Consider the following 26,670-nt stretch of genomic DNA (forward strand, 5'->3'; position numbering starts at 1 on the left):
GCACGCGGGGCCCTCCCGTACCGACATGCAGTACGAAGGCGCCCCGCGTGACTCCGAATGTGGCGTGGACCGCATTTCGGGATCGATTAAGACCGCTTGGCCGATCGACAGCGTGTCTCATCGATCACAGAGCGGGTGCGCCTGCTGGGTTGGTTCCAACGTGCGGGACTAGGATTTTCCGGTCATGGTCGGGAAGAACTGTTGCCGACCCACCACCACTGACGTTGGAGGTCGCGGCGCATGACCAGCGCAGGCGCACCCGAGCGGTCGGGCACCACCCGAGGGGGTGGGACGCTCTACCGCGGTGATCTGGGCATGTGGTCCTGGGTCGCCCATCGGATCACCGGTGTCCTCACGTTCTTCTTCCTCTTCACCCACGTGCTCGACACCGCCCTCGTGCGGGTGTCCCCGAACGCGTACGACGCGGTGATCGAGACCTACAAGAACCCGATCGTCAACCTCTTCGAGGTCGGTCTGGTCGGCGCGGTTCTCTACCACGCGCTCAACGGCATCCGGGTCATGCTCGTGGACTTCTGGGAGAAGGGCGCCAAGTACCAGCGCGCCATGCTCTGGGCCGTGCTCGGCGTGTGGATCGCCGTGATGATCCCCGGCGCCTACTTCATGCTGGTGCGCACGATCTCCGAGCTGGTTGGGGGCCACTGACCATGTCGCTCGCACTCGACAAGCCCCGCTCGCCGCGCCGCCCCGCGGCCCGCCGCAGCAACGGCGAGCTCTACAGCTGGCTGTTCATGCGCCTGTCCGGGCTGCTGCTCGTGATCCTGGTGCTGGGCCACCTGTTCATCATGAACATCCTCGACGGCGGCATCCACCGCATCAACTTCGGCTTCGTGGCCGGCCGGTGGGCATCGCCGTTCTGGCAGTTCTGGGACCTCGCGATGCTCTGGCTCGCGCAGATCCACGGTGGCAACGGCGTCCGGACGATCATCAACGACTACGCCCGCAAGGACGCCACCCGGTTCTGGTTGAAGATGCTGCTCTACGTGTCGATGGTCCTGATCATCTCGCTCGGCACGTTCGTGATCTTCACCTTCGACCCGAACATCTCGAACTGACCCGCGCGGGGAGCCCACCACAATGCAGTTCCACAAGTACGACGTAGTCATCATCGGCGCTGGTGGTGCCGGAATGCGCGCGGCGATCGAGTCCGGCCAGCGCGCCCGCACCGCGGTGCTCACCAAGCTCTACCCCACGCGTTCGCACACCGGCGCGGCCCAGGGCGGCATGTGCGCCGCCCTGGCCAACGTCGAGGAGGACAACTGGGAGTGGCACACCTTCGACACGATCAAGGGCGGCGACTACCTGGTCGACCAGGACGCCGCCGAGATCATGGCGAAGGAGGCGATCGACGCCGTTCTCGACCTCGAGAAGATGGGCCTGCCGTTCAACCGCACGCCCGAGGGCAAGATCGACCAGCGCCGGTTCGGCGGCCACACGCGCAACCACGGTGAAGCCGCCGTGCGCCGCGCCTGCTACGCCGCGGACCGCACCGGCCACATGATCCTGCAGACGCTCTACCAGAACTGCGTCAAGCACGGCATCGAGTTCTTCAACGAGTTCTACGTGCTCGACATCTGCCTGACCGAGACGGAGAACGGCCCGGTCTGCACCGGCGCCGTCGCCTACGAGCTCGCGACCGGCGAGATCCACGTCTTCCAGGCCAAGTCCGTCGTGTTCGCGACCGGTGGTTTCGGCAAGGTCTTCAAGACCACGTCGAACGCCCACACGCTGACCGGCGACGGCATGGGCATCGTCTTCCGCAAGGGCCTGCCCCTGGAGGACATGGAGTTCTACCAGTTCCACCCGACCGGCCTCGCCGGTCTCGGCATCCTGCTGACCGAGGGTGCGCGAGGCGAGGGCGCGATCCTGCGCAACGCCTCGGGTGAGCGGTTCATGGAGCGCTACGCCCCGACCATCAAGGACCTGGCGCCGCGCGACATCGTGGCCCGTTCGATGGCCCTCGAGGTGCTCGAAGGCCGCGGTGCCGGCCCGAACAAGGACTACGTGCTGCTCGACTGCACGCACCTCGGTGCCGAGGTGCTGGAGACGAAGCTGCCGGACATCACCGAGTTCGCCCGCACCTACCTCGCGGTCGACCCGGTCGTCGAGCCCGTCCCGGTGTACCCGACCGCGCACTACGCGATGGGTGGCATCCCGACGAACATCCACGGCGAAGTGCTGCGGGACAACGACAACGTCGTTCCCGGCCTGTACGCCGCGGGTGAGTGCGCCTGCGTCTCCGTGCACGGCGCGAACCGCCTCGGCACGAACTCGCTGCTGGACATCAACGTCTTCGGCCGCCGCGCGGGCATCGCCGCCGCGGAGTACGCGCTGTCGCGCGAGTCGCACGTCGACCTGCCGGAGAACCCGGCGGCCGCCGTCGAGGCCCAGGTCGCGCTGGCGTTGTCGGAGCACGGCCAGGAGCGCGTGGCGGACATCCGCACCGAGCTGCAGGCCACCATGGACGCCAACGCGTCCGTGTACCGCACCGAGGACACGCTGAAGACGGCGCTGCACGACGTGCAGGCCCTCAAGGAGCGCTACGCCCACATCTCCGTCCAGGACAAGGGCAAGCGCTTCAACACCGACCTGCTGGAGGCCGTCGAGCTCGGCTTCCTGCTGGAGCTGGCCGAGGTCCTCGTGCACGGTGCGCTCGCGCGCAAGGAGTCCCGCGGCGGTCACGCCCGCGAGGACTACCCGAACCGCGACGACACGAACTTCATGCGCCACAGCATGTTCTACAAGCAGGGCGACGGTCTCTCGGCCGACATCCGCATGGACTACAAGCCCGTGACCTTTACCCGGTACAAGCCGATGGAGCGCAAGTACTGATGACCGCCACCGCTGAAACCACTGCAGGCTCGCGCGGCTCCCAGCCGCCCGTTCCGGACGGCGCTGTCACGGTCACCGTCAAGATCCGCCGGTTCAACCCGGAGATCGACGACGAGCCGCGCTGGGACGCCTTCGACATCCCGGCGCTCCCGTCGGACCGCGTGCTCAACCTGCTGCACCACATCAAGTGGTACGTCGACGGCACGCTGACCTTCCGGCGTTCCTGCGCACACGGCATCTGCGGCTCGGACGCCATGCGCATCAACGGCGTGAACCGCCTGGCGTGCAAGGTGCTGCTGAAGGACCTGCTCGAAAAGGGCGACAAGCACACCACGATCACCATCGAGCCCATCAAGGGCCTGCCGGTGCACAAGGACCTGCTGGTCGACATGGAGCCCTTCTTCGAGGCGTTCCGCGCGGTCAAGCCGTACCTCGTGACCTACGGCAACGAGCCGACGCGCGAGCGCATCCAGTCCGCCGCCGACCGCGAACGGTTCGACGACACGACGAAGTGCATCCTGTGCGCCTGCTGCACCACCTCCTGCCCGGTCTACTGGACCGAGGGCTCGTACTTCGGCCCGGCGGCGATCGTGAACGCGCACCGGTTCATCTTCGACTCGCGTGACGAGGGCGCTGAGGAGCGGCTCGACATCCTCAACGACATCGACGGCGTGTGGCGGTGCCGGACCACCTTCAACTGCACCGACGCTTGTCCTCGCGGCATTCAGGTGACCAAGGCGATCCAGGAAGTCAAGCGGGCGCTGCTGTTCAAGCGCGTCTGAGGTTTTTGAGGTTGAGGCGCCGCGTTCCCGTTGGGGGCGCGGCGTTTCGTCGTTTCCGGGGTGGTCGGTTCAGCGTGCGCGGGTCCAATCGGCTTGCTTGCGTTCGTCGCGTTCCAGCGGGGTGGGTCGCGCACCGCTCCCCAGAGCGTTGAAGTTCAGACGGCTCGCCTCGCATCGCCACGCCAGGACTCGTACGTGGTCACCTTCGGAGGGTGGGCGCCTGGTGGCACCGCGCGGGTCTGGTTGCGGTGGCTGGCGCCGGTTCCAGCGGAGGGGTCGCCTGCCTTGCTGGCCGTCGCCTTGCGAGGGTGGTTGTTCAGGTCACCTCCACGACGTGCACCGGTGGGCGTGGTCTGGCGGCGGCCGCTCGACGTGCTGCTTTGAGTTCGCGCTCCACCGCGTCGGGGTGGTCTCGCAGGCGGGTCGGCAGGGTCTGCACCACGAGGATTCCCGCTGCCGCGTAGCGGCTGTTGCGGGCGAGGGTGCGTTCGTAGTCGCGCGGGCCGTAGTGGAACGCGCGGGAGTCGATCTCCCAGGCCAGGCCCACGTCGTCGTACCAGGCGTCGGGTCTGGCGATGATGATGCCGTCGGGGCCGGCGATCGTGGTGTTCCAGTGCGGTGTGGTGAGGCGGATATTGCGGGAGAGGCGGTGGGCGTCTCGTTCCGCCACCGATTCCGCACGGCCGAGGTCTTTGAGGACTGTTCTGACGAGCTTCGTGCCGAAGCGGTTGGTGCGGGCCTCGGCCTGGAGGTCTGCGGGGGTGCAGCGGCCTCGCTGGATGGCGGCGGCGATCAGGGCGGTGGCCTCGTCTGCGGAGCGCATGAAGCGGCAGGCGTCTACGACGGCTCTGGCCGCGGACACCACCGGGAAGCCGCCCACGTCGGAGCTGGCGGGTACGGGTGAGGTTCGTTCCAGGACTAGCGTGCCGGTGCCTCGTGCCGTGTTTGGCACCAGCAGGTGGATTTCCTGGGCGCGGGCGGGCAGGCCGTGCCGGCGGCAGGCCTCCGCCCCGGTGACCACGGCGCCTGGGCCCGCTCGCAGGAGGGCCGCGGTCAGCTGTTGGTCCGGGGTGGGCGGGCCGTTGTGCAGCAGCACGACACCTGGGTACATGCGCTGCCACGGCCCGCCCGAGGCGCACCTCGGCCACGGGTTCGCGACACCCAGTGACTTCAGGGTGCCGGCACTGATGACGCCGAGATCGCTGCGTTCGCGCAGGTGTTCGATTCGCACGTCATCAGTGTGACGAGGAGCACCGACAGTTTTCGGGCGGTCAGCGCCGGGTGAGTCGCCTGGCGCGGTCGAGCAGCATCAGAGCCGTGCCGCCGACCAGGAGCAGGACGCCGAGCAGCAGCATCCACGTGGTCGAGGCACCGGTGTTGGCCAGGCGGTTGTCCTGGTGGACCACTGGCGTGACCGAGGTGGTGGTCACCGGAGTCGTGATGTGCGGCGTGGTGCTGGTGGTCACCGGAGGAGTCGTCGTACCCGACGTGGTGGTGGTCGTGGCACCGGTCGTCGTCGTGGTCGAGGACGACGGCGTCGACGAGGTCGAACTCGGCGTCGTGTCGGTCGTGGTGGTCGTGGAGTCCGTCGTCGTGGTGGTCGACGGCGAGGTGATCGTGGTCGTGTAGTCCGTCGTCGTGGAGGTCGACGGCGAGGTGGTCGTGGTCGTGGACTCGGTCGTGGTGGTGGTCACCGGTGACGTCGTCGTGGTGGTCGGGGTCGTCGTGCACGGGGTGGTGGTGGTCGTCGGGGTGGTCGTGGACGACGTCGGAGGCTCTTCACCTCTCGGCGACGGCGCACGCCATCCCGGACGTTCCTTCGGGCACCACGCAGCGGCGCACACCTGGCCATCCCCGGAGGCCGAGGCCTCCGGGGCGGCACCGTGCAGTGAGACGACCGTCAACACTGCCCCGGCGGCGAGCACACCGATATAGGCGATACGTGACATGCCACGGATGGTTGCGCGCAGGTACAACACCCGGCGCGAAAAGCACCACCACGTCACCCGGCAGTGCAGGCGACATCGCCCGATCAGGTCCAGAAGACCGCGACGCCCACGTTCAGCACGACCAGCGAAGCGGCCGTCGGCAGCAGCCAGGACGGGGCCTTCGGCTTGTTGACGTTGATCGCCACGACGACGGCGATGGCCACGACGACCAGCAGCTTGACGCCGATCTTGATGTGGTCGTACTTCACCGCGTCGACCAGCGGGTCGATGCCGACCAGCGCGACACCGGTGAGCAGCTGCAAGGCCGCGCCGTGCAGCCAGCCCTTGTTGACCGGCGCGTCCTTGCCGGCCTTGGCCTGCAGAAGGATCATCGCGACCAGCATGCCCATGCCGAGCAGGTGCAGGAACACCAGCAGCAGGCGTACGAACTCCACAGCTTTTCCCTATCGACGTCGAGTGGCCAGAAAACCCCGCACGCCCAGCACGCCGATGACGGTGCCGAACACGAGCGAGGCGATCACGAGCACCAGGTGCACCGTGAAGAAGGCGGTAGGTCCGTCGCTAAACGAACGTGGGTCCTTCCAGATGTTCTTCAGGAACGTGGGCCAGATCACCCACGACCACACTCCGAAAGCCACCAGGAAGAGTGACATCGGGCGCGAGAGCTTCACGTTCACCAGTATCAGACGTGGTGCGTGCAAGCGGCTAAACGGGGGTGGATAGCCTGAACGTGTGCCCTTCCCAAAACGGCTCATCGTCGCCCTGGTCCTAGCAACGGCCACAGCCGCGTTCGCCGCACCGACCGGCACCGCACAACAGGCCGTCGGCTCGGCACAGTGTGCGAACCGCGAGACCCCGCCGCCACCGGTGGACACGTCCGAGCAGCCGGCGCCGGGCCAGAAGGCCCCGACGCCGCTCGAGGTGCCGGACAAGCCCGTCGGCGGTGACCGGCTCGGCGAGTGCGGCCTGATCCTGCCGCCGAACTCGGCGCAACCGCCCAGCGGCATCACCGCGGCCTCGTGGCTGCTCGCGGACATGGACAGCGGCGCCGTCATCGCCGCGTACGACCCGCACGGCCGTCAGCGCCCCGCCAGCGTCATCAAGGTGCTGCTCGCGATGGTCGTCGCCAAGGAACTGCGTGGCGACCTCGTCGTCACCGCCAGCGCCGAGGACACCAAGCAGGAGTGCACCTGCGTCGGCCTGAAGGACGGCGGCCAGTACACCGTCCGCCAGCTGCTGCACGGCCTGCTGCTCACCTCGGGCAACGACGTGGCGCACACGCTGGCCCGTCAGCTCGGCGGCGTGCCGAACGCCCTGCGCAAGATGAACGCGATGGCCAAGGAGCTCGGCGCCCTCGACACCCGCGCCGTGACCCCGTCCGGCCTCGACGCCCCCGGCACCAGCACCTCGGCCTACGACGTCGGCCTGATCTTCCGCGGCGCGATGAAGTACGACGAGTTCGCGCAGGCCATCAAGCTGCAGCAGTCGCAGTTCCCAGGCCGCAACGGCGGCACGATCATGCTGCAGAACGACAACCGCCTGCTGCAGAACTACCAGGGCGCGCTAGGCGGCAAGACCGGCTTCACCGACGACTCGCAGCACACCTACGTGGGCGCCGCGGAACGCAACGGCCGCCGCCTCGTCGTCGTGCTGCTGCGCGGCCAGCAGACGCCCACGCGCATCGACGCCCAGGCCGCAAAGCTGCTCGACTACGGCTTCGCCATGGGCCCCGGCGGCGTGGGCAAGCTCGTCGACGGCGCCCCGCAGCCGAAGCAGAACGTGGTTCCCACGCAGAGCACCGACACCCAGGACGACGCAGCCGCCGTCGACTCGCGCACGGGCCGCCCCACGCCCACCGCGTTCGGCACCGTCGGCCTCCCGATCACGGCCGCGGCGGGCATCGGCCTGCTGGCCGGTCTCGTGCTCTTCATCCGCAGCAAGCGCGCCAAGGCGGCCAGGGCCCGCCGGCAGGCCGCGCAGGCGGCACAGGGCGTCTGAGGCACCAAGGACGACGGCCCCAGCGCACCCCGCGCTGGGGCCGTTCTCGTTTTGTGCGCCGGGTGCGCGCGTAGCTCTCAGGGGCGCCGTGCGGCAGGCACGGCTCGTGGCGGCTGGCTTGCGCGTGTGGCGCGCTACGGCTGTTTCCACATTGGGGACCGTGGGCACGTGACCTCTCGGTCTCCGCGCGCCAGGCAGGCACCGCACGGAGACGCGCACGCGCCGTGCGGCGTCACAGCCGTGTGGCGTCACAGCCGTGCGGCCTCGGGGCTGTGCGGTGCGGGGCTGTGCGGGGCGATGCGGGGCTGTGCGGTGCGGGGCTGTGCGGTGCGGGGCTGTGCGGTGCGGGGCTGTGCGGGCGGGCTGTTCGGGGCAGGGCCGTGCGGGGGCCGGGCCGTGCGGGGGCAGGGCCGTGCGGGGCAAGGGCGCCATCGCCGCGGCGTCCCCGCGAACACTCAGGCCATCTCGCAGGCCGTGCGCGCATCGCTTCCAGGAACGCGATGTCCCGACACCGTTCGTGAAGGCCCGTGCGCGCACGACCCTCTCAGCGGCCGTGTCACGCACGCCCCGCAAAACCCCATCCACGCCGTGCGGGAGCCGCGCTCCGGCCACTGCCGCACCGAGCTCAGGCCGTCAGCGGCGGCGCCACCGCAGCCCGAGCACCGCCCCGACCACCGCGCCGGCACCCAGCATCAGCGACGGCGAAGGCCCGGACCGCATCTCCACCACGGGCGAGATCACCGCGGGCGGCGGCGGCTTGACGACCTCCGGCTCGCGGTTCTCCTTGGCCGTGGCCGTCCAGGCCGTGATGAACAGGATGAACTGCGCCACGAGGTTCGCGAACAACAGCACACCGATCACCGACCCGAACGCGGCCGAGGTCGGCGACTTCGTCGTGAAAGACAGGAAGATCGTGGCGGCCTGCTTCAGCACCTCGAACCCGATCGCGGCCGCGAACGCCCCGCGCAGTGCCGAACGCAGGCCCACGGGTTTGCGCGGCAGCCGCGCGAGCACCCACAGGAACACCATCCAGTTCGCGAGCAGCGACAGGACGATCGTGCCGATGCGCAGCAGGACGTGCGCCCAGCCGGCGTTCTCCAAGCCCAGCCACTCGAGGACCTGCTCCGCGAAGCCGGTGCCGAGCGCCGTGATGCCGAACGACAGCACGATCGCGAGGCCCAGGCCGACCAACGCCAGCAGGTCGCGCCAGAGCGTGCCGAAGAACGGCAGGTTCTCCTTGGCGTGGCCCCACTGCGCGGTCAGGGCGTCGCGGAGGTTGCCCATCCAGCCGAGGCCGGAGTACGCGGCGCCGAGCAGACCGATGATGCCGACCGTGCCCTTGGACTCCAGGGCGGTGTTCACCGCCTCGTTGATCTGCTCGCTCAGCTGCTTGTCCGGCACCGCCTCGGCGATGGCCGCGCGCAGTTCGGCCAGCAGGTCCGGCTGCGACTGCAGCACGAAACCGGCGACCGCGAACCCGATCATCAGGATCGGCACGAGCGACAGCACGCTGAAGTACGTCACCGCGGCGGCGTAGTGCGTGCCGTACCTCTCGGTGAAGCGCTCATACGCTCGCATGATGTGGTCGAACCACGCGTACTTCCGCCGCCACTTGTCCACGCGCAAAACGCTAGTGCAAGTGCACTACTCAGGCAGAACAAAGCCGATCTTCTCGTACGTACGGCGCAGTGTGACGGCAGCGACGTCACGCGCGCGCTCGGCACCGCGGGCCAGGATCTTGTCCAGAGACGCCACGTCGTCGAGGTACATGCTGACGCGTTCCTGCACCGGCGTGACCCACTCGGTGAAGACCTCGCCGAGGTCCTTCTTCAGGTCGCCGTAGCCCTTGCCCTCGTAGTCGAGCACCAGCGACTCGACCGTGCGGCCGGTCAGGGCCGAGTAGATCGTCAGCAGGTTCGAGACGCCCGGCTTGTTCTCGACGTCGAAGACGATCTCGCGGCCCGTGTCGGTCACCGCGGAACGGATCTTCTTGGCCGAGCGCTTCGGGTCCTCCAGCAGCTCGACGACGCCGCCGGGCACCGACTTGCTCATCTTCGCCGTCGGGTCCTGCAGGTCGAAGATCTTGGCCGTGTCCTTGACGATGTACGCCTCGGGCAGCCGGAACGTCTTGCCGTAGCGCGAGTTGAAGCGCGTCGCGAGGTCGCGCGTCAGCTCCAGGTGCTGGCGCTGGTCCTCACCGACCGGCACGTAGTGCGCCTGGTACAGCAGGATGTCCGCGGCCTGCAGGATCGGGTACGTGAACAGGCCCACGCCGACGGACTGCTCCTGGCGCGCGGACTTGTCCTTGAACTGCGTCATCCGCGACGCCTCGCCGAAGCCGGTCATGCACTGCATGATCCAGCCGAGCTGGGCGTGCTCCGGGACGTGCGACTGCACGAACAGCGTCGCCCGATCCGGGTCGATGCCCAGCGCGAGCAGCTGCGCGGCGGAGACGCGCGTGTTCTGGCGCAGTTCCTTCGGGTTCTGCTCCACGGTGATCGCGTGCAGGTCGACGACGCAGTAGAACGCGTCGTGCGCTTCCTGCAGCGCCACCCACTGCCGCACCGCGCCCAGGTAGTTCCCGAGGTGGAACGACCCGGCCGTCGGCTGGATGCCGGACAGGACGCGGGGACGCTTTACGGGCTCTGCAGGCGCGTTCTCCGTGGACACGGACGAAATCTTCTCAGACCAGGTGGATCAGTTGTGCGCGGTGTCCTGCTGGACCAGGTCGATGCGCTGGTTGGCCGCCACGACGGGAGCCGGCTTGCGCCGCTTCACCAGGCCGTACACCAGACCGCCCACGCCCGCGGTGACCGCGATCAGCCCCACAGGACCAGCAGCGGTACCGGTCATGCTGCCCTCGACCGCCGCGCTCAGAACCAGACTCATGCCGTGCACTTGCCGAGCCTCCCCAAGGCACAGGCTCACCCCGGAACGGGTGAACCTCGCTGACTGATTGGCCGCCAAGCTACCGATGCCCGGTAGCGTCTATGCGCCGAATCAGACTATCGGTCATGGATGATCGGATCGCACTCGCCCATATGTCGTAGTCCGCTGACGGGCGTTACGCCCTGCTAGTGAAGCCAGCGTCTGAAGCTCACTCACAGTGCGCGCCGACCCGTGTTCGGATCCCGCCATGCGGCTGATGGTCTCCTCCATCAACGTGCCGCCGATGTCGTTCGCGCCGCCGTTGAGGATCTCCGCGGTGCCCTCGTCGCCCAGCTTCACCCAGGAGCACTGGATGTTGTCGACGCGTCCGTGCAGCGCCAACCGTGCGAACGCGTGCACGGCCCGGTTGTCGCGGCGGGACGGGCCGGGACGGGCGACTCCGGCCAGGTAGATCGGGGAGTTGCGGTGCACGAACGGCAGCGCGACGAACTCGGTGAGCCCGCCGGTGCGGTCCTGCAGGTCCGCGAGCACCCGGAAGTGCGTGAGCCAGTGGCCGGGGTGGTCCACGTGGCCGTACATCATCGTCGAGGACGAACGAATGCCCAGCTCATGAGCGGTGCCGACGACCTCGAGCCAGGTCGCGGTCGGCAGCTTGCCCTTGGTCAGCACCCACCGCACGTCGTCGTCGAGGATCTCGGCCGCCGTGCCCGGAATCGTGTCTAGGCCGGCTTCCTTCAGCTCCGTGAGCCACTCACGGATGCTCACGCCCGCCTTGGCCGCGGCGGAGACGATCTCCATCGGGCTGAACGCGTGGACGTGCATCTGGGGCAGACGCTTCTTGATCGCGCGCACGACGTCGGCGTAGTAGGTCACCGGCAGCTTGGGGTCGATGCCGCCCTGCATGCAGACCTCGGTGGCGCCGTCGTCCCACGCCTCCTGCGCGCGGTCGGCGACCTCCTCGGCCGACAGCCGGAACGCGTCCGCGTCGCGCTCGCGCTGGGCGAAGGCGCAGAAGCGGCACCCGACGTAGCAGACGTTGGAGAAGTTGATGTTCCGGTTGACCACGTACGTGACGTCGTCGCCGACCACCTCGCGCCGCAGGTCGTCGGCGAGGCGGGTCATCTCCTCCAGCGCGTCGCCGTCCGCGGTCAGCAGCGCCATCGCGGCCTCGGTGTCGGCGAGCAACGCGCCCGGGTCGTTCGCGGCGATCTTCAGTCCACGTTGGACGTCTTCGGAGAGCCGTTGCGGTGCAACGGGAATCTTCAGCTCGGCCCAGTCGCCGTAGACCTCGTCGAAGTCACCGCGGCGGTCGCTCGTGCGACCTTCGGTGTCGATCGTGGTGTGGAGGTCCGCGCGTCCGTACGTGTCGAGCCCGCCGTCCGGCTCCTGCCACTCGCGGCCGATCACCGGAGCGTCCGGGTTCGCAAGGCCGTTTTCCAGTGCCAGCGCGGAAACGTGCGCGGTGAGCCGGGTGTCGATCCACTGCCCCGCCGCCGCGCGGACGTAGCGCGGGTAGACGTTCAGCCGTTCCCGCAAGGAGAAACCGGCTTCGCGGGTGATCTCCGCGAGCTGGTCGACCTGCGGCCACGGCTTCTCGGGGTTCACGTGGTCCGGCGTGATCGGCGAGACGCCGCCCCAGTCGTCGACGCCCGCGCGCAGCATGAGGCCGAACTCGCCGCCGACGAGGTTCGGCGGCGCCTGCACGCTCACGGTCGACGGCATCACCAGGCGCGCAACGGCGATCGTCGCCGCGAGCTCCGTCAGGTCGGCGTCGGGCATGCCGCGCATCGCCGTGTCCGGCTTGGCGCGGAAGTTCTGGATGATGACTTCCTGGATGTGCCCGTACTGCTTCGCGATCTGACGCATCGCGAGCAACGACTCGGCGCGCTCGGCGATGGTCTCGCCGATGCCGATCAGGATTCCGGTGGTGAACGGGACGTTCACGCGGCCGGCGTCGGTGAGGACGCGCAGCCGGACGGCGGGATCCTTGTCGGGGCTGCCGTAGTGCGGGCCGCCCTTCTCGCTGAACAGCCGCTCGGCCGTGGTCTCCAGCATCATGCCCATGCTGGACGCGACGGGCCGCAGCCGCGTCAGCTCCTCCCAGCTCAGCACGCCGGGGTTGAGGTGCGGCAGCAGGCCGGTCTCCTCCAGCACCGCGATGGCGCTGGCCCGCACGTAGTCCAAAGTGGACTCGTAACCGCGCGCGTCCAGCCACTCCTTCGCGGCGGGCCAGCGGTCCTCCGGGCGGTCGCCGAGCGTGAACAGCGCTTCCTTGCACCCCTGTGCGGCGCCGGCGCGGGCGATCGCCAGCACCTCGTCGCGTTCGAGGAACGCGGCGGGCAGCTTGTGCGGCACCGTCGCGAACGTGCAGTAGTGGCACCGGTCCCGGCACAGCCTCGTCAGCGGGATGAACACCGACCGGCTGTACGTGACGATCCCGGCACGCCCCTCCGCGAGCAGGTGCGCGTCGCGCACCTTGCCCGCCGCTGTCAGCAACGCGTCGAGGTCGTCCTCGCGCGCATGCAGCAACACGGAGGCTTCCGTCGCGTCGAGCACGGCACCGTCGGCGGCCCTGCGCAGCGCACGCCGCATGGCCGCCGCACTCGGACGGGGCTGCGGTGGGTTTAGCGAGATGTCCACTGCCACGTAAACGACCTTAGGCCGCCAAAATTCCTGACCACCTCGCACCGGGTGTGGGACATCCCACTGTCAGCGCACCGCGACGAGCAGTTCCGCGTTCCGGTCGAGCGGCGTGCCGAGCGGGCTCGTCCGCGAGTGGATGTCGTTGTAGGTGATCTCCCGGCACAGGCTGGCCAGGGCCTCGTCGCCGCGGTCGTCGTAGTCGGCCCGGTACGGCGCATCCGCTTCGAGCAACGTCGTGAACAGCGACAACGTGCCGTCGCCGTTGTCCGCCACCTCGATCACGCGGGCGTGCTGCGGGTAGTCGACGTGCGCGGCAGTGTTGATCTCCCAGAAGCTCCGCGACGGCGTGCCGTGCCGATGCGGAGTGATCACGTTGCGGTGCGTGTGCCCGTTGACCCACGCCAGCACGTTCGGGAAACGGTGCAGGAGGTTGACCAACGCGTCGCCGTTCATGCGCGGGTCCAACGGGCGGCGCTTGTCCGGCAGCACGTTGCCCATCGTCGTGCTCGTGTGGTGGCTGAAGAGCACGAACAGCTCGTCGGTGACGTCCTGCCGTTGCGGCAGTCCGAGCCAGTCGTAGTAGAGCGAACTGTTGCGCTTGAGGGTCCTCTCGATCCAGTTGAGCTGATGCAGCCCGATCGAGCCCGTGGAGAACCCTGCGAGGTTCGTGGTGTCCATGCTGATGCCGGTGACGCCAGGCGCCATCCGGAACGTGTAGAAGACGTCGACGCCGTCCGCGTTGGCGTCCGTGTAGCCGTGTCCGCCCGTTGGCAGATGCTTGCGCACGTACTCACTGGTGTTGAACAGCCTGCGCCGACTGTCCGGCGTCACGGTCCGGACGACGCCACCACTCGCGAGGATGGCCATCGCTTCCGGGATCGCCGTGGGGTCGTTGAACGCCTGCGCGACCTTCGCGTTCTGCACGGGGTCCCCGAACCCGACGATCTTGTTGCGGCCGGTGTACCAGCTGTCGAGCAGCCCGTCCGGCAGCGCGCCGACGACGCTGTCGTCGTGGTTGCCGATCGTGGAGTACCAGGGGATGTCCAGGCCGGGGCTGGTGAACTCGCGGACCGCCGCGTCGAGCAGACCCGGGAGTTGCGGGAACCCGGCAGCCTTGTAGTCGTCGCTGCCGCTCAGGTCCGGCTGCCAGAACGTGCTGATGCCCGCGTTCTGCACGCCCTCGTACCGCGAGTCGCCGGTGTTCGGCGTGATGCGGCCGCCGTTGAGGACCGTGAGGTACCAGTCGAGCTCGATGTGCTCGTGGTTGTCGGTGTTGTCGCCGGTCGTCATGAGGAAGTCGAAGGGCCTGCCGGTCAGCGGACCGTTCTTGACGGCGTTGACCCGGCGCACGAGGCTCGTCGAGCCCTGCGTCGTCAGCGCCTCCTGCGGCCGGTGCGCGCTGGAACCCATGATCGGGTGCAGGTACTCGAACCGCAGCGGGCTCTGCGCGTCACAGATGTGCATGTCGCTGAACTGCACGAAGCTGGTGAGCGCTTTTCGCCTGGCCTCCCGGTTCGCCTTGGCTGGGACGAGGTCGCCGCGCACGACCGTCGGCCAGCCCGGCCCCGCGGTGAGCCTGCGGTACCCGCTGGTGCCGATCGGCGTGGCCGTCACGTCCAGCGTCGTGCCCGCGGTCGACGCAAACGCTTGGCGGTCCAGGAGCGGCACGCCTGCGGCGCCCATGCCCATCGCCAGGAGGAAAGAACGCCGGTTGAACCCTGCCATGAGCCGCCCCCGATTCATCGATGGTGAATCGTGTTCATGTTCAGGGAGCGGCCGGGTCGAATCGAGCCGTCAGGTGGGTGACAAGAGCGATAAAGGCTGGTCGGGCTGGGTCAGTCGGAGTAGACGACGGTCACCGGGGCGTGGTCCGACCAGCGCTCGGCGTACGTGGCCGCCCGCTCCACCACCGCGGTCCGCGCCCGGCCGGCCAGCCCGTCCGTCGCGACCTGGTAGTCGATGCGCCATCCGGAGTCGTTGTCGAAGGCCTTGCCGCGGTACGACCACCACGAGTACGGCCCGACGGCGTCAGGGTGCAGCGTGCGCATCACGTCGTGATAGCCCGACGCGAACACGGACGTCATCCACTCCCGCTCGTAGGGCAGGAAGCCGGACTCCTTCTGGTTCGTCTTCCAGTTCTTCAGGTCCGCCTGCTGGTGCGCGATGTTCCAGTCACCACACACGAGCACCTCACGGCCCGAGACAGCCGCCTTCTCCCGCAGCGACACCAGGTACGGCAGGAAGGCCGCCATGAACCGGTCCTTCTCGTCCTGCTTCTCCGTGCCCACATCGCCGGACGGCAGGTACAGGGACGCGACGACGACGCCGGGCAGTTCGATCTCCAGGTAGCGGCCGCTCGCCTCGAACTCGGCGGTGCCGAAGCCCACACGGACCGACGTGGGTTCAACGCGCGAGAGAATGCCCACGCCTGCGCGGCCCTTCAACGACGACGGCGCGTACACACCGTGCCAGCCCAGAGGTGAGTGGAGGTCCGGAGCCAACTCGGACGGCTCCGCGCGGACTTCCTGCAGGCACACCACATCGGCCGAGGAAGTGGCGAGCCACTCCAGGTAGCCCTTCTTCGCGGCGGCGCGCAGACCGTTGACGTTGACCGTGGAGACCGTGAGCACGACGAGGGAGCCTACTGGGAGGCCAGGCCCCAGGGCTTCGGGTACTCGGCGCCGCAGCCGGCGCAGTGTGCGGTCAGGTCGAGGTAGCCGACGAGCGTGGCCATCTCGTCACGGGGCAGCGCCAGCTGACGTTCGCCGTAGACCTCGGTGTAGAGGCCCTGCCACTCGGGCTCGCAGGAGCACTGCGTGACACCCTTGGCTCTGCCCCACCGAAACATGTTCCGCAGCATGCGCGCGAGTTTACTTGCAGGTCGAGTCGCTGGTCAGCGCGACGAACGACTGGCTCACCCAGCGGCGGTCGCTGAGCATCCGGTAGCCGTTCTCGACGCGCGCCTGGGCGTTGGTCACCGCGTCGCGCGGCATGGTCGAGACGATCGGCTGCATGTCACCGGGTCCCGAGCGGACGTTGAGGATGTCCGCGGTCACCGTGACCTTGCAGATCTCCGCGCCGTTGTCGCTGCCGATCTGCTTGCCGCCGTTCACGGCGTACATCACACCGGCGACCCCGAGCACCCCGATGACGATCAATCCCCGAACCGGTACACCGAACATGACGCTGCCTCCGCACGCACAAAGCCCTGGAACAGCAGATATATCGGCTGTGAGACCTTTGTGGACGGCTCGGCGCGGCAACCACCCGCAAGAGGAACCGACCGGGTGACGGGCAACGAGAAAGGCCACCCCGGTGTGACCGGAGTGGCCTTCTCACGTGCTCGAATCAGGCGATCAGAACGACGCCATCTTCTTCTTGAGGTTCTCGTCGAGCGCGGCGAGGAAGTCCTCGGTGGTCAGCCACGCCTGGTCCTTGCTGATCAGCAGGGCCAGGTCCTTGGTCATCTGACCGGCCTCGACGGTCTCGATCACGACCTCCTCGAGCGCCTCGGCGAAGCGGATCACCTCGGGGGTGTTGTCCAGCTTGCCGCGGTGCATGAGGCCACGGGTCCACGCGTAGATCGACGCGATGGGGTTCGTGGAGGTCGGCTTGCCGGCCTGGTGCTGGCGGAAGTGACGCGTCACGGTGCCGTGCGCGGCCTCGGCCTCGACCGTCTTGCCGTCCGGCGTCATCAGGACCGACGTCATGAGGCCGAGCGAGCCGAAGCCCTGCGCGACCGTGTCGGACTGGACGTCACCGTCGTAGTTCTTGCACGCCCAGACGTAGCCGCCCTCCCACTTCATGGCAGCGGCGACCATGTCGTCGATGAGGCGGTGCTCGTAGGTGAGGCCCTTGGCGTCGAACTCCGCCTTGAACTCCTCGTTGAACACGCGCTCGAAGATGTCCTTGAAGGCGCCGTCGTAGGCCTTCAGGATCGTGTTCTTCGTCGACATGTAGACGGGGTAGCCCCGCTGCAGGCCGTAGGAGAACGAGGCGCGGGCGAAGTCCTCGATGGACTTGTTGTAGTTGTACATGCCCATCGCCACACCGCCCTCCGCCGGGAACTCGGTGACGACGTGCTCGATCGGGTCCGAGCCGTCCTCCGGCTGGAACGTGATCGTGAGCTTGCCGGCGCCGGGCACCTTGAAGTTGGTGGCCTTGTACTGGTCACCGTGGGCGTGACGGCCGATGATGATCGGCTTCGTCCAGCCCGGGACCAGCCGCGGGACGTTGGAGATGATGATCGGCTCGCGGAAGACGACACCGCCGAGGATGTTGCGGATCGTGCCGTTCGGCGAGACCCACATCTTCTTGAGGCCGAACTCCTCGACGCGCGCCTCGTCCGGCGTGATCGTGGCGCACTTGACGCCGACGCCGTGCTTCTTGATGGCGTTCGCGGCGTCGATCGTGACCTGGTCGTCGGTCGCGTCCCGGTGCTCGATGCCCAGGTCGTAGTACTCCAGGGTGACGTCCAGGTACGGGTGGATCAGCTTGTCCTTGATGAACTGCCAGATGATCCGGGTCATCTCGTCGCCGTCGAGCTCGACGACGGTGCCCTGAACCTTGATCTTGCCCATAACTCCGGGCGCTCCTCTCGCGACGATGCAAGCAAGACAAGCGTACTGGTAAACCGTCCACTCGCGGCTGCGACCCTGGTTACACCGATTCAGGGTTGCGGTCGGTCGACCGGCTCACCTGTTCCCACTTGTCGATTTCCGCATTCCGTGCCTGGTCTGCCAGGCGCACCATATCCACCGCGTCGCTGCCCAGCAGCAGACACAGCGGCGGCTCGTCCATGGCTACCACGTCGAGCATGACCTTCGCCGCCTTGGCCGGATCACCGGGCATGTTGCCGTCGGCGCCACGCAGCACGCCCAGCATTGCCCCGACAGACGGAACGTAGTCCTGTCCGTGCTCGGTCACCACCAGAGAACTGCCGGTCCAGTCCGTCTGCATGCCACCGAGCTCGATCAACGTCGACCTGACGCCGAACGGCGCGCACTCGGCGGCGAGCGTCTCGTTGAACCCGCGCAGCGCGAACTTCGACATCACGTACGGACCGAGCCCGCCGCCCAGCGCCGTGTGCCCCGCGGTCGATCCGGCGTGCAGGAAGTGCCCGGAGCGCTGCTCGCGCAACACGGGCAGCGCGGCGCGGGTGACGTTGACGGCGCCCCAGAGGTTGACCTCCAGCTGCTCGCGGAAGTCCTCCTCGGAGCACTCCTCGATCGAGGTGACCCGGCCGGCGCCCGCGTTGTTCAGGACGACGTCGAGCCGGCCGAACTCGCGCACCGCCGTCGCCACCGCCTCGCGCGCCTGGGCGGCGTCACGCACGTCGAGTGCAACAGATCGGACCCGGTCGCCGTGTTGAGAGACGAGGTCGTCGAGGTCGCGCGGATTGCGGGCGGTCGCGACGAGCCGGTGCCCGGCGGCGAGAACCGCTTCCGCGGTCTTGCGGCCGACGCCGCGGGAACTGCCGGTGATGAGCCACACCTGCGCCATGTCCGAACTCCTTCGGGTGGAGATGGTTGTCCGGACATATGGAGTTCCGGCTCGGGCGCCTGATACCTGCGACTACTGTTTTCACCATCGGGTGATCACTAGAAGGGACGTAAGTGTCAACTGGGCCAACACATGCGATGAGTGGACTGCTCGCCTGGAGCGCTGTCACCGCACTCGCGTCAAGTCACCCGATCGGCCAGCTCTCGCCGCAGAGCTGGGCCGTCGGCGCGGTTCTCGCCACTGGCGCGGCACTTCTGCCCGACCTCGACCACCCCGGTTCGACCATCTCGCGCACGTTCGGAGCACTGAGCAGCGGGCTGTCCGCCGGCATCAACGCGTTGAGCAGCTTCGTCTACCGGACGACGCGCCTGAAGAGGGATTCCAAGCGGGACGGCGGACATCGCGGTCTCACGCACACGCTCGTCTTCGCCATGTTCTCCGCCGTCTTCACCGCCGCGGTCATCCAGAACAGCCAGAAGTGGGCGCTGCCGGTGCTCATGTTCGTGTTCGCCGGTCTCGCGGTGCGCGGCATCATGAACGACTGGTGCCCGAAGCAGGACGCGCTGCTGATCACCGCGGTCTCCGGGGGAATCACCTGGGCGATGATCGCGTGGACCGCGCAGACGGACGCGTCCGCCGCGGCGTGCGGGATCGCGGTCGGCGTCGGCTGCTTCGCGCACTACATCGGTGACGCGATCACCGAGCAGGGCTGCCCGATCCTCTGGCCGATCCCGATCATGGGCAAGACGTGGTACCCGGTCGCGCCCCCGAAGATCATGCGGATGAAGACCGGCGGCGTGGTGGAGATGGCCATCGTCGGGCCGATCGTGACGATCCTGTCGATCTGGCTGGGGCTCGCCGCGTTGCAGGGCACCGGCGCCCTGCCGTTCCTGGACTGGGTGGACCTCCTTCCGGTCTAGTTCACCCGGCGTCCACCTGCACCACACCCGATCGGCCTAGCCTCCACGGACCCCGACCCGTCGCGTGGAGGTTCAGCCATGTCCGAAGTAGCCCGCAGACGCTTCCTCCAGGGGGCGGGCGTGCTGGGTGTGGCGGGCGCGCTGGGCACCGGCACCGCCTCGGCGACCACCCGCTACCAGTGGCTTTCCGGCGATCATCACGCGCACACGCAGTACTCGTACGACGGCATGTACACCATCGAGCAGCAGATCCGCGGCGCGTTGCGGCACGGCACGGACTGGCTCGTGATCACCGACCACGGCCACGCGTCGCACGAGGCGCACTCGGTCGAGGCGACGGCGGCCGATCTCCGGCGCGCGCAGCGCAAGTTCCCGCAGCTGCTGTTGTGGCACGGGATGGAGTGGAACGTCCCCGGCGCCGAGCACGCGACGTTGTTCTTCGAGGACTGCCACGACGAGGCCGGGGTGCTGCGCGACTTCGAGCGGCAGTTCGACTGGCGGCTCAACGGCGCCGAGGCGTCCAGTCCCGCCAACGAGAAGAAGGCGCTCGACGCGATCCGGTTCCTGCAGACGAAGATCCGCAACGGCACGATGAAGTCCGCGCTGGTGTTCGTGAACCACCCCATGCGCAACGGCCGGGTGGCGCCCCACGAGCTGCGCAACATGCGTGACCTGGCACCCGACATCGTTGTCGGCATGGAGGCCGCGCCCGGAGCACAGGGCGACGGCGACCCGTTGCGCGGTCCGGGCGGCCATCGCGGCGGGTACTCGAACAGCCCCGGCTCGAACTCGTACGCGGCCTACCCGCCCGAGGCCTACCGGACCTACGGCGGCTTCGACTGGATGACGGCGAAGGTCGGCGGCGTCTGGGACTCGCTGCTCGCCGAGGGCCTCGGCTGGTGGATCACGTCGAACTCCGACTCGCACTTCAACTCGCGCGACACGATCGTCCGCGTGCCGGAGCCGGGCAACCAGTTCGACCTCACCGGCAAGCACCTCGACCCCGTCGACTCCGGCCCGCCGCAGGTCTCGCCGCCCTACGTCGACTTCTTCCCCGGCGAGTTCTCCCGGACCGTCGTCGGCGCGACCCGCCGCACGCGCGGCGCCGTGATGGAGGGTCTGCGGGCAGGCCGGGCGTGGGTTGCACACGGTGGCCTTGTCGATGATCTTCGTTTCAGCGTTTACGCATCCGGCGGAGCGCAGACGATGGGCGGCCGGCTGCGCGTTCGCCGCGGCTCGGACGTGACCGTGCTGGTCAAGGTGCGTCTGGCGACCCGGCCGAACAGCGCCGGATTCATCCCCAGGTTGCGCCGTTTGGACCTCATCAAAGGCGCGGTAACCGGACGATCATCATCTGAAACGTTGGTCACGCCACATGTGAACGTCGAGCGATCCTACGAGCCGCGCTGGCACTATGCGGTCTTCACGCACACGTTCCGCAACGTCCGGGAGCCATTCTTCCTCCGGTTGCGCGGAACGGACGGCAACCGCGGCGCGTTCGAACCCCTGGCGGACACACCCGGAGCCGCGAACCCGTGGGAGGACCTGTGGTGCTACACCAACCCGATCTTCGTGGAGGTCAGGTGACCAGCACCTTCGTCGGCATCGACGCCGGCCATGAAAACCGCTGGGAAGCGGAGAAGATCGCGCTGGAGCTGCACGACACAGTGCTGACCACGGCTCGAACGGTCGCGGTGCACGAGGTCGACGCGCACTACGCGATGTCCTTCCTCCTGCCGGTCCCCCCGTCCGACGCGGTGGTGAACTCACTGGTCGCGCAGGGTTTCGGCGTCGCTGTACGCGGTGCGTCCTCAGGACGCCTGGTAGGCCCGGAGGCGCTTCGAGCAGGCGCCTCCACTGCTGCCGAGGCCCATCAGTACCGCCGCGAGGGGCGCGCTCTGCGATACCAGGGCCAACGGTCGTTGCGCGGCCGTCACGGGGTGTCGGACATCCTCGCGTTCACGGCCATAGAGGCCGTTTTTCCCCGCGGCACACACACGGTCGACACGCGCGGGAACCTGATCCCGTTCTTCCGCGACGGCAAGTTGGTGCTGGTCATCGACTAGTTTTGCGGATGTGCGTGACATCGCTGTCTTCAGTGGTTCTGCCCATCCCTCCCTCGCCGCCGAGATCTGCGGTCACCTCGGTGTCGAGCTCTCCCCCAGCCGTCTGACGCGGTTCGCCAACGACTGCCTGGAAGTGCAGTTGCAGGCGAACTGCCGTGAGCGGGACGTGTTCCTGATCCAGCCACTGGTACCGCCGGTGCAGGAACACCTCGTCGAACTCCTGCTGATGCTCGACGCTGCGCGTGGTGCCTCCGCCGCGCGCACGACCGTCGTGCTGCCGCACTACGCGTACGCGCGTTCGGACAAGAAGGACGCACCCCGGATCTCGATCGGCGGCCGCCTGGTCGCCGACCTGATGGTCGCCGCCGGCGCGTCCCGGGTGCTGGCGATGACGTTGCACTCGCCGCAGGTGCACGGGTTCTTCTCGGTGCCGGTCGACCACCTGCACGCGCTGCGGGAACTGGCCGCGCACTTCTCCCAGTACGACCTCTCCAACACCGTGGTGGTGTCGCCGGACCTCGGCAACGCCAAGGAGGCCGCGCACTTCGCCCGCATCCTGGGGCTGCCGGTCGCGGCCGGCGCCAAGCAGCGGTTCGCCGACGACAAGGTGCAGATCCAGACCGTGATCGGCGAGGTGGCCGGACGGGACGTGATCGTGCTGGACGACGAGATCGCCAAGGGCTCCACGGTGATCGAACTGCTGGACAAGCTGCGGGAGCGCGGCGCCGGGTCGATCCGGGTCGCCTGCACGCACGGACTGTTCTCGGCCGGTGCGCTCGACCGGCTGCAGGCGTTCGACGACGTGCTGGAGATCGTCGCGACGAACACCGTGCCGATCCCGGCGGAGAAGTCCGTGCCGAAGCTGAAGATGCTGTCGATCGCGCCGGCGATGGCGGAGGCGATGCGGCGGATCAACGTCGGCGAGTCGGTGTCGACGCTGTTCGAGGCTCCCTGACCTACTTCAGGTGCGCGAGTGCCCTGATCAGCCGGTCACCGACGTCGGCCGGTCCGGGCATCTTGCGCACCACGGCCCGCTGGTGGGCGAGGCCGTGCAGGCCGAGCCACAACGCCACCGCGTCGCCGAACAGGTCGTCGCTGCCGTGCGCGATGCCCTCCTCGACGCACGCGCCGAGCACGTCGGCGAGCAGCGTGAACGCCCCCGCGCCGAGTGAGTCGAGGTCGGCGTCGGTGATCGAGGTGTCCTCGACCGACGGCGTCCACAGGCCGCCGAACATGATCCGGTAGCGCTGCGGGTGCAGCTCGGCGAAGTCCAGGTAGGCGTTGCACAGCGCGAAGAGCCGCGCGCGTGCGTCCGGACCCGCGTTGTCGACGGCCTCGCGCAGGACGGTCGCGAGCGCGTCCATCTCCTGCTGCACCACGGCCAGCATGATCGACGGCTGGTCCGCGAAGTGCGGGTAGATCGACGGTGCCGCAATTCCTGCCTTGCGGGCGACCGAGCGCAGCGTGACCGCGCGTTCGTCGCCGCCCTCGTCCAGCAGCGCGAGGGCCGCCGCGATGATCTCTTCCCGCAGTTTCCCGCCTTCGCCCCTGCGGTTGCGCCTGCGCGGTTCCGTGTTCGTCACGGCCGTAACCATACACCTGAAAGTTTATGGCTGTTAGGCCTTGCACTCGTAGACTTACGCGCGTTAGCTTACCTCCGTAAGCACAGCCGGGACCGAGGAGCCACGATGAACGCCACGACCGCCACCACCCGCGCCACCGAGATCGTTCTGCCCGGCGTGGTCGAGCCCGCCGGCCTGCACGTCCGGGTCCGTGACCTGCCCGCACCCGGTCAGGGCCAGGTCGTCCTGCGGATGGACGCCACGGGCGTCTCGTTCGCCGAGCAGCAGATGCGCCTGGGCAAGTACTACGACCAGCCCGCGTTCCCGTTCGTGCCCGGCTACGACGTCGTCGGCACCGTCGTCGGGACAGGACCGGGCGTGGACCGCGACCTGCGGGGACACCGGTTCGCCGCGGTCACGAAGGTCGGTGCGTGGGCGAGCCACCTGATCGTCGAGGCGGCCGACCTGGTGCCCGTGCCGGACGGCGTGGACGCGGCCGCCGCCGAGACCGTCGTGGTCAACGGCGTCACGGCGTGGCAGATGATGTACCGCACGGCGAAGGTCGAGCGCGGAGACACGATCGTCGTGCTGGGTGCGAACGGCGGCGTCGGCTCGACGTTGGTGCAGCTCGCCCGCCACGCCGGCATCAAGGTCATCGGCACGGCCTCCGCCCGCCACCACGACGCCGTGCGTGAGCTGGGCGCGATCCCCGTCGACTACCGCGACCCGGACATGTACGCCCGCATCCGCGAGCTGGCGCCCGAAGGTGTGGACGCCGTGTTCGACCACGTCGGTGGTCCCGGCCTGCGCGAGTCCTGGAAGCTGCTGCGTCGCGGCGGCGCGCTGGTCAACTACGGTTCGGCCGCGACGAAGGACGAGCCGGGCAACGCGATGCTGCCGGTGCTCAAGCTCTTCGGGCAGCTGATGGTGTGGAACGTGCTGCCCAACGGCAGGCGCGCGGGCTTCTACAACTTCTGGGCGGGCAAGCGCTTCCGTCCTGCCACGTTCCGCGCCCGCCTGGCCGAGGACCTCACGCAGGTGCTCGCGCTGGTCGGCCAGGGCGTGCTGACGCCGCAGATCGCCGCGCGCATCCCGTTGCCGGAGGCAGGTGCCGCGCTGGCACTGGCCGAGTCGCGGACCGTGCTGGGCAAGGTCGTCATCGTCCCGGAGCAGTGAGCAGGCCGGGCTGCCGCCAGGCGATCGTGGCGGCGGCGACCGCCCTGGTCGACCGGGACCACGCCGTGACGCTGCGGGCCGTGTCCCGTGAGGCGGACGTGCCCACCTCGTCGATCTACCTGCACTTCCCCGATCCACCGGCGATCCTGCTGGCCGTGTGCCACGCGGCCTTCCGCGAACTCGAAGCCGTCGTGCTCGACGCACCCGGCGCCTACGCGGCAGGCCTCGCCTACCTGGACTTCGCCGTCGCGCACCCCCGCCGCTACCGCGTGATGTTCGGTGCGGCCGATCTCTCCCGCAGGCACTGCGGCTGTTCACACGGGTCCTCTCCGACCCCGATCGCGCCATGACGTTCTGGCTGGGCCTGCACGGCCTCGCCGACCAGCGCGCCTCGATCCGCCGCTCGCCCCACTTCGTCGTCGCACCACGCCTGATCACTTCGCTCATCTGACCCACCGGGAGTCCCCGCCATGAACGCCACCGCTCTCCGCGCCACCACCGTCGCGTCCACCGAGGTCGACAACCGCGCCGCCTACCTGGGTTTCGCGTTCGCCTACGTCTTCGGCCACGGCGCCGCCGTGCTGTCCAGGTCCGGTGCGGTCCTGATGCCGGCGTGGCTGCCGATCGGCTTGCTCGTCACCGGCCTCGTCGCCGGCACGCTCTTCGCCATGACGGCGTCGCTGCGCGCCCAGAAGGCAGCCTCGGAAGCGCGCCGACGAGCCGAGAAGCTGGTCGGCACGGCCTGGCTCACCGGTTTCACCGCGCTGGCGTTGGCGGTCACCGGCCTGAGCACGGTGTTCGACGAGCCGGAACTGCAGACCGTGCTGTGGCCCGCCGGGTCGACCATCGTCGTCGGCATGATCTACATCGCCGAGGGCGCGATCCGCGGCAACGCCCTGCACCACAACCTGGGCACCTGGCTCATGCTGGTCGCCGCCGCGACGCTGTTCGTCCCGGGAGCCGGTTTCTTCGGCACGCTGGCCGTGCTGGGTGGCGGCGCCTACCTGGTGGCGGCGTTCCTGGAGCGTCGACGTCTTGCCGCGTAGGGCTTTACAGCTGCACTCGCACCGTGACACGACCCTTGTCGTCACGGTGCGAAGTCGCGTGACCGGTCTTGTTGGTGCCATCGAGCTCGAGCGTCAACGGACCACCCTCGCCTTCGAAGTTGCGCCACCACACCTTCGCGTCCGGCATCATCACGCGGATCTCGACGACGTCGCCTCTGCGCTTGTAGCCAACGGGTGTGCTGATCGTGCGACCGGACCGCCGGCCCGTGTACGTCACGACCGTGAGGCCCTTGCGCACCAGCTTCCCCACGAGCGGAGCATCCCGCAGTCCGACGATCCACTTGTTGACCCTGCGCACCATCGGTCCCTGAACCCTCATGAGTTCCAACGTAGCCTGCTAAGTGGAGACCCCCGTCCACTTGAGGCGAAGTGAGAAGAAGTGACCGCTGAACCGTCTCAGATGCGCGCCGATGCGCGGGAGAACCGGGCGCGAGTGCTCGCCGTCGCGCGCGAACTGTTCGCCGAGCGCGGGCTCGAAGTGCCGATGGCCGCGATCGCACGCAGGGCCGGCGTGGGCGTCGCCACGCTGTACCGGCGCTTCCCGACCAAGGACTCGCTGGTGATGGAGGCCTTCGCCGAGCAGTTCGCCGTCTGCCAGAGCGCCATGGACGACGCGCTGCAGGACCCGGACCCGTGGCGCGGGCTCCGCACGGTGATCGAGGAGGTCTGCCTGCTGCAGGCGTGCGACCGGGGCTTCACCGCCGCGTTCATGGCGTCGTTCCCCGACCTGCACTCCGAGGTGCGCGACCGGACATGGCTCGGCTTCGTCGCACTGGTGCAGCGGGCGAAGGACAGCGGGCAGCTGCGGGCCGACTTCTCGCCGCACGACCTGACGCTGGTGCTCATCGCCAACGGCGGACTGTCCAGCCTGCCGGCGGAGGTCGCGGTGGCGAGTTCCCAGCGCCTGGTCGCGTACCTGCTGGAGTCGTTCCGAGCCGGCACGGACGTTCTTCCGCCACCCGTGCCGCTCAGCCTGGACCTCGTCCTGGGTCAGCCGGGATGAGAGCCGACGGTGTCGCGGATCATCGCGCCCAGGTCGGCCGCCCCCATGCGCGCGCAGTGGGCGCAGCAGAAGAACTTGCCCTCCACCTCCACGCCGTGCCCGATCACGCGGCAGTCGCAGTGCTCGCAGCGCGGCGCGAGCCGTTGGATCGCGCACTCGAAGCTGTCGAACGTGTGCACACCCCCGCCGACGGTGCGCACCTCGAAGGCCATCCAGTACTCGTTGCCACAGACGTCACAGGTCGCCATGCGCCGAAGACTGCG

General features: G+C 68.6%; 32 protein-coding genes. 15 read left to right on the forward strand and 17 right to left on the reverse strand.

Features of this window, described 5'->3' with window-relative positions; translation table 11 throughout:
- Positions 1-240 precede the first annotated feature (240 nt).
- The 4 genes from sdhC to AB0M48_RS19295 are packed head-to-tail and all read left to right on the forward strand — an operon-like array spanning position 241 to position 3,632.
- The gene (gene sdhC, locus AB0M48_RS19280; protein ID WP_363843501.1) at positions 241-663 is read left to right on the forward strand and encodes a succinate dehydrogenase, cytochrome b556 subunit; all 423 of its coding nucleotides are present in this window, start codon (positions 241-243) and stop codon (positions 661-663) included.
- Positions 660-1,073 carry a succinate dehydrogenase hydrophobic membrane anchor subunit gene (locus tag AB0M48_RS19285; protein ID WP_319986034.1) on the forward strand — a complete coding sequence of 138 codons (414 nt, stop codon included), beginning with the start codon at positions 660-662 and terminating at the stop codon, positions 1,071-1,073. Before sdhC ends, AB0M48_RS19285 begins: the two co-directional genes overlap by 4 nt.
- Before the next feature lie 22 nt (positions 1,074-1,095).
- A complete protein-coding gene (gene sdhA / locus AB0M48_RS19290; RefSeq protein WP_319985891.1) occupies positions 1,096-2,850 on the forward strand; it encodes a succinate dehydrogenase flavoprotein subunit in 1,755 nt (584 codons plus the stop codon).
- Positions 2,850-3,632: a succinate dehydrogenase iron-sulfur subunit gene (locus tag AB0M48_RS19295; RefSeq protein WP_319985892.1), complete on the forward strand. Its 783-nt coding sequence runs from the start codon at positions 2,850-2,852 to the stop codon at positions 3,630-3,632. The genes sdhA and AB0M48_RS19295 overlap by 1 nt, the downstream gene beginning before the upstream one ends.
- A 316-nt stretch (positions 3,633-3,948) precedes the next feature.
- Here the strand turns inward: AB0M48_RS19295 and AB0M48_RS19300 are convergent, their stop codons facing one another.
- Together AB0M48_RS19300 and AB0M48_RS19305 are read right to left on the reverse strand one after the other, a co-directional pair.
- A complete protein-coding gene (locus AB0M48_RS19300) occupies positions 3,949-4,863 on the reverse strand; it encodes a hypothetical protein (protein ID WP_363843506.1) in 915 nt (304 codons plus the stop codon).
- Positions 4,864-4,903: 40 nt separating this feature from the next.
- On the reverse strand, positions 4,904-5,062 hold the full coding sequence (locus tag AB0M48_RS19305; RefSeq protein WP_258946041.1) for an LPXTG cell wall anchor domain-containing protein: 159 nt from the start codon (positions 5,060-5,062) through the stop codon (positions 4,904-4,906).
- Between AB0M48_RS19305 and AB0M48_RS19310 the strand changes: the two genes are divergently transcribed.
- Together AB0M48_RS19310 and AB0M48_RS19315 are read left to right on the forward strand one after the other, a co-directional pair.
- The gene (locus AB0M48_RS19310) at positions 5,043-5,261 is read left to right on the forward strand and encodes a hypothetical protein (protein ID WP_363843509.1); all 219 of its coding nucleotides are present in this window, start codon (positions 5,043-5,045) and stop codon (positions 5,259-5,261) included. The genes AB0M48_RS19305 and AB0M48_RS19310 overlap by 20 nt on opposite strands.
- 9 nt (positions 5,262-5,270) lie before the next feature.
- Entirely contained in the window at positions 5,271-5,567 is a 297-nt protein-coding gene (locus AB0M48_RS19315) for a hypothetical protein (RefSeq protein WP_363843512.1), read from the forward strand.
- Between the two features lie 97 nt (positions 5,568-5,664).
- Here the strand turns inward: AB0M48_RS19315 and AB0M48_RS19320 are convergent, their stop codons facing one another.
- Together AB0M48_RS19320 and AB0M48_RS19325 are read right to left on the reverse strand one after the other, a co-directional pair.
- Positions 5,665-6,015, reverse strand: a complete 351-nt coding sequence (locus AB0M48_RS19320) for a hypothetical protein (RefSeq protein WP_319985896.1) — start codon at positions 6,013-6,015, stop codon at positions 5,665-5,667.
- Positions 6,016-6,024: 9 nt separating this feature from the next.
- Positions 6,025-6,252: an SCO4848 family membrane protein gene (locus AB0M48_RS19325; protein WP_030478462.1), complete on the reverse strand. Its 228-nt coding sequence runs from the start codon at positions 6,250-6,252 to the stop codon at positions 6,025-6,027.
- Positions 6,253-6,313: 61 nt separating this feature from the next.
- Between AB0M48_RS19325 and AB0M48_RS19330 the strand changes: the two genes are divergently transcribed.
- Complete coding sequence (locus tag AB0M48_RS19330; RefSeq protein WP_363843516.1) at positions 6,314-7,579, forward strand: D-alanyl-D-alanine carboxypeptidase family protein; 1,266 nt, start codon at positions 6,314-6,316, stop codon at positions 7,577-7,579.
- Between the two features lie 633 nt (positions 7,580-8,212).
- Here AB0M48_RS19330 and yhjD read toward each other — a convergent pair.
- From yhjD to AB0M48_RS19380, 10 genes are all read right to left on the reverse strand, one after another.
- On the reverse strand, positions 8,213-9,199 hold the full coding sequence (yhjD, locus tag AB0M48_RS19335; RefSeq protein ID WP_363843519.1) for an inner membrane protein YhjD: 987 nt from the start codon (positions 9,197-9,199) through the stop codon (positions 8,213-8,215).
- Positions 9,200-9,223: 24 nt separating this feature from the next.
- On the reverse strand, positions 9,224-10,249 hold the full coding sequence (trpS, locus tag AB0M48_RS19340; protein ID WP_363843522.1) for a tryptophan--tRNA ligase: 1,026 nt from the start codon (positions 10,247-10,249) through the stop codon (positions 9,224-9,226).
- Positions 10,250-10,276: 27 nt separating this feature from the next.
- Positions 10,277-10,468: a hypothetical protein gene (locus AB0M48_RS19345; RefSeq protein ID WP_363843525.1), complete on the reverse strand. Its 192-nt coding sequence runs from the start codon at positions 10,466-10,468 to the stop codon at positions 10,277-10,279.
- Between the two features lie 123 nt (positions 10,469-10,591).
- Positions 10,592-13,114 (reverse strand): bifunctional FO biosynthesis protein CofGH, encoded by a 2,523-nt coding sequence (locus AB0M48_RS19350; protein WP_363843528.1) that lies wholly within the window; start codon positions 13,112-13,114, stop codon positions 10,592-10,594.
- Positions 13,115-13,177: 63 nt separating this feature from the next.
- Positions 13,178-14,836 (reverse strand): TIGR03767 family metallophosphoesterase, encoded by a 1,659-nt coding sequence (locus tag AB0M48_RS19355; protein WP_363843531.1) that lies wholly within the window; start codon positions 14,834-14,836, stop codon positions 13,178-13,180.
- Between the two features lie 110 nt (positions 14,837-14,946).
- Positions 14,947-15,741 carry an exodeoxyribonuclease III gene (locus AB0M48_RS19360; protein WP_363843534.1) on the reverse strand — a complete coding sequence of 265 codons (795 nt, stop codon included), beginning with the start codon at positions 15,739-15,741 and terminating at the stop codon, positions 14,947-14,949.
- An 11-nt stretch (positions 15,742-15,752) separates the two neighbouring features.
- The gene (locus tag AB0M48_RS19365; RefSeq protein WP_363843537.1) at positions 15,753-15,971 is read right to left on the reverse strand and encodes a hypothetical protein; all 219 of its coding nucleotides are present in this window, start codon (positions 15,969-15,971) and stop codon (positions 15,753-15,755) included.
- A gap of 10 nt (positions 15,972-15,981) precedes the next feature.
- Entirely contained in the window at positions 15,982-16,293 is a 312-nt protein-coding gene (locus AB0M48_RS19370) for an SH3 domain-containing protein (protein ID WP_363843540.1), read from the reverse strand.
- 174 nt (positions 16,294-16,467) lie between these two features.
- On the reverse strand, positions 16,468-17,691 hold the full coding sequence (locus AB0M48_RS19375) for an NADP-dependent isocitrate dehydrogenase (protein ID WP_319967503.1): 1,224 nt from the start codon (positions 17,689-17,691) through the stop codon (positions 16,468-16,470).
- Positions 17,692-17,770: 79 nt separating this feature from the next.
- Complete coding sequence (locus AB0M48_RS19380; RefSeq protein ID WP_363843544.1) at positions 17,771-18,613, reverse strand: SDR family NAD(P)-dependent oxidoreductase; 843 nt, start codon at positions 18,611-18,613, stop codon at positions 17,771-17,773.
- A gap of 113 nt (positions 18,614-18,726) precedes the next feature.
- Here AB0M48_RS19380 and AB0M48_RS19385 point away from each other — a divergent pair, with 113 nt between their 5' ends.
- The 4 genes from AB0M48_RS19385 to AB0M48_RS19400 all read left to right on the forward strand — a co-directional run bounded on the left by AB0M48_RS19385 (position 18,727) and on the right by AB0M48_RS19400 (position 22,554).
- Positions 18,727-19,533 (forward strand): metal-dependent hydrolase, encoded by an 807-nt coding sequence (locus AB0M48_RS19385; RefSeq protein ID WP_363843547.1) that lies wholly within the window; start codon positions 18,727-18,729, stop codon positions 19,531-19,533.
- 78 nt (positions 19,534-19,611) lie between these two features.
- A complete protein-coding gene (locus AB0M48_RS19390; RefSeq protein ID WP_363843550.1) occupies positions 19,612-21,120 on the forward strand; it encodes a PHP domain-containing protein in 1,509 nt (502 codons plus the stop codon).
- On the forward strand, positions 21,117-21,599 hold the full coding sequence (locus tag AB0M48_RS19395; protein WP_363843553.1) for a hypothetical protein: 483 nt from the start codon (positions 21,117-21,119) through the stop codon (positions 21,597-21,599). Before AB0M48_RS19390 ends, AB0M48_RS19395 begins: the two co-directional genes overlap by 4 nt.
- A 10-nt stretch (positions 21,600-21,609) precedes the next feature.
- Complete coding sequence (locus tag AB0M48_RS19400) at positions 21,610-22,554, forward strand: ribose-phosphate pyrophosphokinase (protein ID WP_363843556.1); 945 nt, start codon at positions 21,610-21,612, stop codon at positions 22,552-22,554.
- A 1-nt stretch (position 22,555) separates the two neighbouring features.
- Here AB0M48_RS19400 and AB0M48_RS19405 read toward each other — a convergent pair whose 3' ends face one another.
- A complete protein-coding gene (locus AB0M48_RS19405) occupies positions 22,556-23,182 on the reverse strand; it encodes a TetR/AcrR family transcriptional regulator (RefSeq protein ID WP_363843559.1) in 627 nt (208 codons plus the stop codon).
- Positions 23,183-23,287: 105 nt separating this feature from the next.
- Here AB0M48_RS19405 and AB0M48_RS19410 point away from each other — a divergent pair, with 105 nt between their 5' ends.
- The 3 genes from AB0M48_RS19410 to AB0M48_RS19420 all read left to right on the forward strand — a co-directional run bounded on the left by AB0M48_RS19410 (position 23,288) and on the right by AB0M48_RS19420 (position 25,383).
- Positions 23,288-24,337, forward strand: coding sequence for a medium chain dehydrogenase/reductase family protein (locus tag AB0M48_RS19410; RefSeq protein ID WP_363843562.1), 1,050 nt, complete (start codon positions 23,288-23,290; stop codon positions 24,335-24,337).
- Positions 24,334-24,687, forward strand: a complete 354-nt coding sequence (locus AB0M48_RS19415) for a hypothetical protein (protein ID WP_363843565.1) — start codon at positions 24,334-24,336, stop codon at positions 24,685-24,687. The genes AB0M48_RS19410 and AB0M48_RS19415 overlap by 4 nt, the downstream gene beginning before the upstream one ends.
- Before the next feature lie 120 nt (positions 24,688-24,807).
- Positions 24,808-25,383, forward strand: coding sequence for an ABC transporter permease (locus AB0M48_RS19420; protein WP_363843568.1), 576 nt, complete (start codon positions 24,808-24,810; stop codon positions 25,381-25,383).
- Between the two features lie 4 nt (positions 25,384-25,387).
- Here AB0M48_RS19420 and AB0M48_RS19425 read toward each other — a convergent pair whose 3' ends face one another.
- Complete coding sequence (locus AB0M48_RS19425) at positions 25,388-25,723, reverse strand: nitroreductase/quinone reductase family protein (RefSeq protein ID WP_363843571.1); 336 nt, start codon at positions 25,721-25,723, stop codon at positions 25,388-25,390.
- Between the two features lie 60 nt (positions 25,724-25,783).
- On the opposite strand from AB0M48_RS19425, the gene AB0M48_RS19430 reads away from it, so the two are divergent.
- The gene (locus AB0M48_RS19430; protein WP_363843575.1) at positions 25,784-26,407 is read left to right on the forward strand and encodes a helix-turn-helix domain-containing protein; all 624 of its coding nucleotides are present in this window, start codon (positions 25,784-25,786) and stop codon (positions 26,405-26,407) included.
- Here the strand turns inward: AB0M48_RS19430 and AB0M48_RS19435 are convergent.
- Positions 26,395-26,655 carry a Prokaryotic metallothionein gene (locus tag AB0M48_RS19435; protein WP_363843578.1) on the reverse strand — a complete coding sequence of 87 codons (261 nt, stop codon included), beginning with the start codon at positions 26,653-26,655 and terminating at the stop codon, positions 26,395-26,397. The two genes, AB0M48_RS19430 and AB0M48_RS19435, sit on opposite strands and share 13 nt — an antisense overlap.
- Positions 26,656-26,670 lie beyond the last annotated feature (15 nt).

This window comes from Lentzea sp. NPDC051208, from assembly GCF_040682435.1.
Taxonomy (GTDB): Bacteria; Actinomycetota; Actinomycetes; order Mycobacteriales; family Pseudonocardiaceae; genus Lentzea; species Lentzea kristufekii.